4 protein-coding genes and 2 pseudogenes are annotated in these 7313 nt (G+C 64.6%); 4 read left to right on the forward strand and 2 right to left on the reverse strand.

What is annotated here, in order from left to right; all coding sequences use genetic code 11:
- Positions 1-176: 176 nt before the first annotated feature.
- Both PV350_RS42605 and PV350_RS42610 read left to right on the forward strand, forming a co-directional pair.
- On the forward strand, positions 177-3713 hold the full coding sequence (locus PV350_RS42605; RefSeq protein ID WP_500338756.1) for a hypothetical protein: 3537 nt from the start codon (positions 177-179) through the stop codon (positions 3711-3713).
- A 113-nt stretch (positions 3714-3826) separates the two neighbouring features.
- Positions 3827-4759 (forward strand): hypothetical protein, encoded by a 933-nt coding sequence (locus PV350_RS42610; RefSeq protein WP_500338758.1) that lies wholly within the window; start codon positions 3827-3829, stop codon positions 4757-4759.
- Here PV350_RS42610 and PV350_RS42615 read toward each other — a convergent pair.
- On the reverse strand, positions 4743-5510 hold the full coding sequence (locus PV350_RS42615; protein WP_500338760.1) for a transposase family protein: 768 nt from the start codon (positions 5508-5510) through the stop codon (positions 4743-4745). The genes PV350_RS42610 and PV350_RS42615 overlap by 17 nt on opposite strands.
- 120 nt (positions 5511-5630) lie before the next feature.
- Positions 5631-5762: pseudogene (locus PV350_RS42620) on the reverse strand (IS630 family transposase); the annotation flags it as partial.
- A gap of 81 nt (positions 5763-5843) precedes the next feature.
- Here PV350_RS42620 and PV350_RS42625 point away from each other — a divergent pair.
- Positions 5844-5998: pseudogene (locus PV350_RS42625) on the forward strand (IS5/IS1182 family transposase); the annotation flags it as partial.
- Between the two features lie 483 nt (positions 5999-6481).
- On the forward strand, positions 6482-7198 hold the full coding sequence (locus PV350_RS42630; RefSeq protein WP_500338761.1) for an IclR family transcriptional regulator: 717 nt from the start codon (positions 6482-6484) through the stop codon (positions 7196-7198).
- Positions 7199-7313: the final 115 nt, after the last annotated feature.

Raw genomic sequence — 7313 nt, forward strand, 5'->3', positions numbered from 1 at the left:
TGCTGGAAGCCTCCAACAGGGCGCTGAGGGCGGCGTACGAACGCGATGACCGGCGCAATTCCCGGGGATGGCCGTCGGCCTCCCACCCGCCGGCTCCTCACGTGCTGGGGTACACGGCTGTGGGGGTCTTCGGCAGGGCACTGGTTTATCGAACGCCGAATGAGGACCCGGGCCTCGTGGCCGCCCGACTTTTCCAATCCGGCGCCGAGTTGCAGCGGACGGGTGTGGATATCTTCGTCCTGGAGTGGGCGGCCCGGCTGGAAAGTGAACGATCTGCTGTCGCGCGCTTCGCTCACAAGTGGGTCAGCGCGGAAAACACCGCGCGGTGGACTGACCGTGACTGGGGTACGCTCTCTGCGGCTCGTCACGATGAGGCGGTCATGTTCGACGTCGTGAAGTACTTTGCCCGCACCTATAACCATCGACTGTTCCACGACTACGACCGGGCGCTGGAAGCGGCGAGGCAGTCGTACCTCTACGGCCGTACCCCTGGGATGTCCAGCGAGCATTTCGAGATGCTGCAAGCCGCGAAGGCAGCTCGCCGCTACGGCCAGCGTCTGCCCAGTGAGGCCTTCCGGTCGCTGGATGAGGATCTGCGTGCGAACCGCGAAAGCTACGTGCCTGCGGCGGTCGCCCACCTTATTTGGGTTAGCCGCGATCTGCGTGGCCTGGGCGTGGATGTCTTCGCTCTCCAATGGGCGGGCCGATCGGTCGGTGAGAAAGCCGCTGTGGAAGCCCTGGTCCGCAAGACCCTGTCCGGTGGGTTGTTTGGCCGCTCGGAAAGCACTGCGGGCTGGACCGACCGTGACTGGGGAGTTGTGGCGGCAGCCCATAGCCTCGATAAGGCTCCCAACCCGAAGCCCGAAAACTGGTCGCAGGGAGCGCTCGTCGTGGCCACCATTCGGGAAGTGGCCAGCGAACATGCGCGGTCAGGTTCTGGGGCGGCGGGTGGCCGGTCGTCCGGTTCGCGGCGGGGCCCCATTGTCGGGATGGCGCTGGTGGATGATCAGGCGCAGAAGCGGCAGGTCCTGGAGGAGTTGCGGGACGGGTTTGAGAAGGGCAGTGCGGAATATGAGCAGGTGCTGACTGCTCTGGCGTTTGTTGACCCGGCTGCCTCCCCTGTCAGCGGCGAGGGTACTGCTGCGGCCGGGGCTGCGGTTTTCGGTGATGCGGGCCGCGGCAGCGACACGGGTTCTGTCGAGGGGGGCTCTGATGCTCCGGCGCGGACACACGGGGCGCGCCGGTCTGCCAGTCCTAAACCGATGTCGGTCGCGCCTGTTGCCGTCTCCAGCTCATCGACCACTGCGGGTGCTGTTGCGGGTACTGGTACGCGAACCGAACCTGCGCGGCAGGAGTCTGTACCTGCAGTCCTACGCGCCAAGGGCAGCGGTGATCTACCGCCAGCGCCTGCACCTGGCAGGGAAAGCAACGGGCCGCACACCACCCCCGGACAGCGGGACGCCGCCGACACCGATGACGAGGCCACGGTGTTCGGTGATGCAGATGCTGACGACGAGGTGGCAGACGATGTTGTCACCTTGGTGGACGGCGGCGACGCGGTCGCCGACAAGAAGGGGGTAGGGCGCGACAAGAGCGCCCTGCCGGGGGCTGAACCTAGTCATGGCAAGCATGCCAAGGTCCGTGCTTGGTTGACCGGTCAAAGTCGGCACGCCGATCTACAGAAGGCGGCCCTGCGGGACCCGGACAGCCGATTCCCTGCAGACGTCACAGCAAACCCGGCTGCGATCCCGGCCGCAGCTGTCCTCCAGTGGGCGGGCTTGCCGGAAAGTGAACTAGCCGATGTCAAAGAGCTGGTCGGCAGGTGGCTGTCCGGCTCGGTGAGTACCGCGGGCTGGACCCGCCGTGACTGGGCTGACGTTGTCGAGGCGGCCCGCTATGAGGGCGAGGCCGCTACGGCCGCCACCATCAAGCGGCTGGTTGCCGCGCGTAACCCTGATGCGTTCGCCCGGTACCAAGGGGCACTGGCCAACGTGCGTGAACTCGGCAACCCGTCCCTGGCCGCCTCTCGACTTTTCCAGGCCGATGAAGAGCTGCTGACGGGGATGGGTGTGGATGTCTTCGGCCTGGAGTGGGCGGCTCTGGAAGCCACTGAACAAGTCGATGTCGAAACCCTGGTCGGTAAGTGGCTGTTCAGACCAGAAATTATTGAGAACTGGTTTGACCGTGACTGGGGTGTCATCGCTGTGGCCCGCTCTGTCAGCGAGGGGGTCGTGGCCGCCACCATCAAGCACGTGATGGCGGGGCAAAATGGTGATTTCGCCCGGTACCAAGAGGCGCTGGCCAACGTGCGGCGCGATGCCGCGCGCGTCGTCGACGTGGCCGGGCAGGTCCGTGGGGTTGTCCAGGCTGGCCGCTCGCTGATGTCCAGAGGTATGGATGTCTTCGGCCTCGAGTGGGCTGCCATGCCAGGCAGTGAACGAACCGCTGTCCAAGAGGCGGTCCGCGGGGTCCGGGCCCGCAGGTGGCCTGTTGCCAGACCGATCAGTACCGCAGGCTGGACCGACCGGGAATGGGGTGCTGTTGCTGTGGCCAGCCATATCAGCGAGGCGCTTGCGGCCGGTACTGCTGAGCTGCTGGTCATCGGCCCTCAGGTGCCTTCACGTTCTCCGGCGGGGTCAGCCCGGTCGTCCGATTTGGGGCGGGGCCCGTTTGTCGGGATGGTGATGGTGGACAACGAGGCGATGAAGCGGGAGGTTGTCGAGGCATATGTGGCCGGTCTGGGACCTGGTACACGGGAGGAGTTGGGGCAGAGCTTGCGTTCCGTTCTGACTTCTTTCGGCTCTCCTGCTGTCTCAGGATCCATGCAGGCGGGCAGGGACCATGGAGGCAGCACACGTACCGATGATGACAAGCTGGTCGGCAGTTCCCACGGCAACAGCGTGGACGGCACCACGCTGACCGGCGGGACGGGTGCCAGGAGTCGCGTGGCAGCGGCTTCGCCGGCATCTGTCCCGCAGACCAGTTCCCCCAGAAGTACGGTGACCGCCATCGGCACCCCTGCTGGCGCCGCGGTGACGGACCGTGCGTCGGCCCTCAGCCCCGCAGGTGAACGGGCGCAGGGCACCGGCGGTGTAGGGAACCGTGCCGAGTCTGTGGGGCCGGAGTTGGCGACTGCTGCGGGGATGCTGCCTTTCTCGGAGTCGGCTGCTGTTCCGGATGCTGGCGCGCGAACCGAAAGCGACGGAACACGCACCACTCCTTGGGAGACCGCTACGAGCAGCCCGACCCTGGCATCCAGCGGTGTCCCGCGTCCCACAGTTAGCCGTGCACCTGTCGTGTCCGCTCCCCCCGCTGGCCGTCCCCCCCGGGACTTGGGCGCGGTGACGAATGACGTCAATCTCATTTTGAGTAAGGCGTGGAAGCACGGCTTGGTTGACTGGTATGTCGTGGAGCAGCGGCACTACGAGCTACCGGAACACATCAAAACACGGAACGACAGGGTCGTCGCTGAGGCAATTGCAGGGAAAATTCTCACCGGCGGCCAGTCTCTGGGCGTGCCTGGTGGGTCTGAACGCCGGAAGGAGATTCTTAAGAGCAACAAGCGTCCCAGTCCCTATGAGAGGACTCCACTGTCCACAGGGCTGGGATCCCGTCCTGAGAGCGCCTTCTCTGGTTCACACTCGCGCTCTGACAGCGCCCGGTCAGACCCGGGTGCTAAGCTGATGGAGAATTTGGAAAAACCTATGGAATAAAATTTGATCCTAATCCTGGAGTCGCGGAATTCATCAAGCGTGCCCAAGGGCGTCTGTCAAAAGAGGCGATCGATCGGGTTGAGGGTGACAAATTCTCCGTTGAATCACTGCAAATGATCGGTGAGGCCCTTGGCTATTTTGCGCCCATTATGGGGGCACGGCGTGCGCACTCCAGCCGCAGCGGAACGCCTCAGGAAATCAACACACTATCCGCGGTGACCTGGGGAATGTCAGGGCCGGAAGACCTGCGCGGGCCCCATCACATGGGGGAGTTTTCCCGTACAGGCAAGGTGCTTATCCTCTTTATGGGGCCCTATAAGAGCCAGTTTGTTGATCCCCGTGATCGCATAAAAGGCTATCTCGGGACTGCGATTCATGAAGCGGCCCATGGTTTGCTCGACTATGCGATGCCTGCTTTCCGGGCACATTTCTGGCGCGGTGTCGAGCAGGCCGAATGGAAGGAGTGGGCGCCGCCATCGGATTCCATCGGTCACATGGAGGCGCTACGTGAAATTGTCCGAGCCAATATATTCGAACTCGAGGACTTCAGGCTGGGGGCGTCGTCAGGGCTGGTAACGGTGATGCGCCGGCTGTTGGCGTCACTTCCAGTAGATGTGAGGAATCAGCATCAGAATGAGAGTGACATTGAATTTGTCGACCGCATCACCAGGACTGTGGCAGGGCGGCCTGGTATGCAAATGCTTCTGCAGCGCCTCTATCCGCTGATCCAGCAGAATCGTCGATTCCTTCTATCGGAGCAGGCGATCACACAGTACGGTGCGACGAACGCCGAGGAGGACCTCGCCGAAACCACGAGACACCTCTTCCTCAACGCGGCCGTGCTGCGCGAGCGCGCGCCCCGGCGCGCCGCTTTCATGAGCCGTGTGATCCAGGGCTGGGCCGCGCGCGCGAGTGGAGCCGCTGTCATGCCCGCAGCGCCGCAACCGACCAGCCTTAGTTCGCTACAGATGATCTCCCACGGGCCGTCCATGGTGTCCGAATTCCCGGAAGATGGAGCCCTTTCCAACCTCATTTTGCGGTGTTGAGGTGCAGGGTGAGGACGGCCTGGACGAGTGCGGTGATGCGGGTGGTGCTGCATCGCAGCTTGCGCAGGAGCCGCCAGGTTTTGAGGGTGGCCATGGCTTGTTCGCCGAGTGCGCGGATCTTCGCGTGGGAGACGTTGACGGCACGTTGACCTGAGGAGAGCTTGTCCCAACGGCCGCGGTAGGGAACGTGAACTGTGCCGCCGGCACCCTGATAGGCCTTGTCGGCCCAACAGCGGACGGGGGCCTGGGTCAACGCCTCGATGACGCCGTGAGTGCGGGCCGCCTTGATGTCGTGGACCGAGCCCGGCAGGGCCGGTGAGGCCCACAGCAGGTTTCCGAAGGGATCGGCGATGACCTGCACGTTCATGCCGTGCTTCTTATGTTTCCCCGAGTAGTACGGCCGGTCCGCGGCGGTCCGGTCGATGGGCAGGAGCGGCGTCCCGTCGAGGATCACGAACGCCTTGCGTGACGCCGCCCGGGCCGCTGCGGCAAGGTCCGGCGCGCGGGCTGCCAGGAGCTCGACCGCCTCGGCGACGTACCGGTAGACCGTGGCAAGCCCGACATCAAAGCCGGCCGCGAGCTGGGCGTAGGTGTGTCCGCAGCGCAAATGCGCCAGCACCAGAAGAGCCTGCCGGTCCGGTGCAAGCCGTCGCCAGCGAGTGCCGCGCTCACGACGCCGGACACTGAGCAGACCGGACAGGTACCGAAGGGTCGAGCTGGACAGATCGATCCCCGATGGGTAGACAAGCACACGAAACTCCGGGCGGACAGGTTGATCTTGGTCGACAACCCATCTACCAGGAGCTTCACCTCTTCCCGCAGGCGGCCCACCCCCAACTCACCCGGACGTCAACCAGGTTGGAAAGGGCTCACTCACCCGTAAGTCTTTGGCGACCTCGGAGTTGGAGGCGCCCGCGGCAAACCGCTCGGCGGCCTCCATCCGGATCCGCTCGCGAAACGCCTGCCGTTCAGGCGTCAGCCCACCACCCTGCGGATACCTCATCCAACCGGCATACCGCGACGATCAAGCTCCGTCAGCCCCCAACGACAACACCGCTCAAAAGTCAGTAACGCCATCGGATGTCTGATCACCGACCGGCACGGAACACCCCTGGCTGCCTCGCTGACCAGCGGAAACCGCCACGACGTCACACCCAGTTGATGCCACTACTGGACGCGATACCCCGCATCCGTGGGGTACGGAGACGGCCGCGTCACCGGCCGCGCCGGCTGTTCGCCCGCGTCCACCTCTGGAACTTCATCTCTCTACTTGCCAAGCGAGCAGTCCGGCCAACGTGGCAGGCAAGCAAACTGGATAGTCCTATGCCGGCACCAAGCCGGTCCACCCTGTTCGCCCCGCAGGGACCACCCCAGAGGGTTGAGGTGGGCTCCCTTACGTCGAGAACAGAGCGTGGGTGCATCTTGTCCGGTGTATCGCAAAGATAGCGTGCTCTTTCGCGCCTTACTGGAATAGATGCGCGGCCAGAGTGCGTTTGAGTTGATGTTGATTTATCCTATTCCGGACTCCCCCGAGCGCTTCGTGACGTGGATCACATCTATCGGTTCATTTTGACACTCTCCTTCTATGCAGTCCTGGCTTGGCGGCTTTATATTCAGGCGTGATTTTCGGGTAAAGGCTGTATCCGCCCCGTACCCGCCGAGGGAACGACCACCAGCCCGCTCCTTCGCAACTTCAGCTGACCTCGAGAGTGAGTGTCGTTTGTGGACAACAGTAGTGGCGTCGGTGTTCTCGACAAGGCGGCTCTGGTGCTCAGCGCGCTGGAGTCCGGCCCGGCCACCCTGGCCGGGCTCGTGAGAGCCACAGGTCTCCCTCGTCCTACTACGCATCGCCTTGCGGTCGCCCTGGAGCACCACCGGATGGTGGCGCGTGACATGCAGGGACGCTTCATCGTGGGCCCGCGACTGTCCGAACTGGCCGCCGCGGCGGGCGAGGACCGTCTGCTAGCCACGGCCGGGCCGGTACTTACACATTTGCGCGATATGACTGGCGAGAGCGCTCAGCTTTATCGTCGCCAGGGCGACATGCGCATCTGCGTGGCCGCCGCCGAGCGGCTGTCCGGACTGCGGGACACTGTCCCGGTCGGCTCCACGCTGCCGATGAAAGCCGGCTCCGCCGCCCAGGTTTTGCTCGCGTGGGAGGAGTCAGAGCGGCTCTACCGCGGACTGGAGGGGGCGCGCTTCACGGCCACCGCACTGTCCGGCGTCCGGCGGCGCGGCTGGGCCCAGTCGATCGGCGAGCGCGAACCGGGTGTGGCCTCCGTCTCGGCCCCGGTGCGTGGGCCGGCCAACCGCGTCGTGGCTGCAGTGTCCGTCTTGGGCCCGATCGAGCGGCTCACCCGACACCCCGGACGCATGCACTCCCAAGCCGTCGTTGATGCGGCGGACCGCTTGTCCGAAACATTGCACTGCATAGCGTGAGTGGGTGCGCTTGTGGCGTTGTGTGGGCGTCAGCGGTGTGGGATGCCTGGTCATGCGCTGTAGGCGCGGGCTGGTCTGCTGTCATGGGGTGGGCAGGTCGCTGCCGTTTGGGGGC

Origin of the sequence: Streptomyces sp. PA03-6a (assembly GCF_033792765.1) — a bacterium.
Lineage (GTDB): Bacteria > Actinomycetota > Actinomycetes > Streptomycetales > Streptomycetaceae > Actinacidiphila.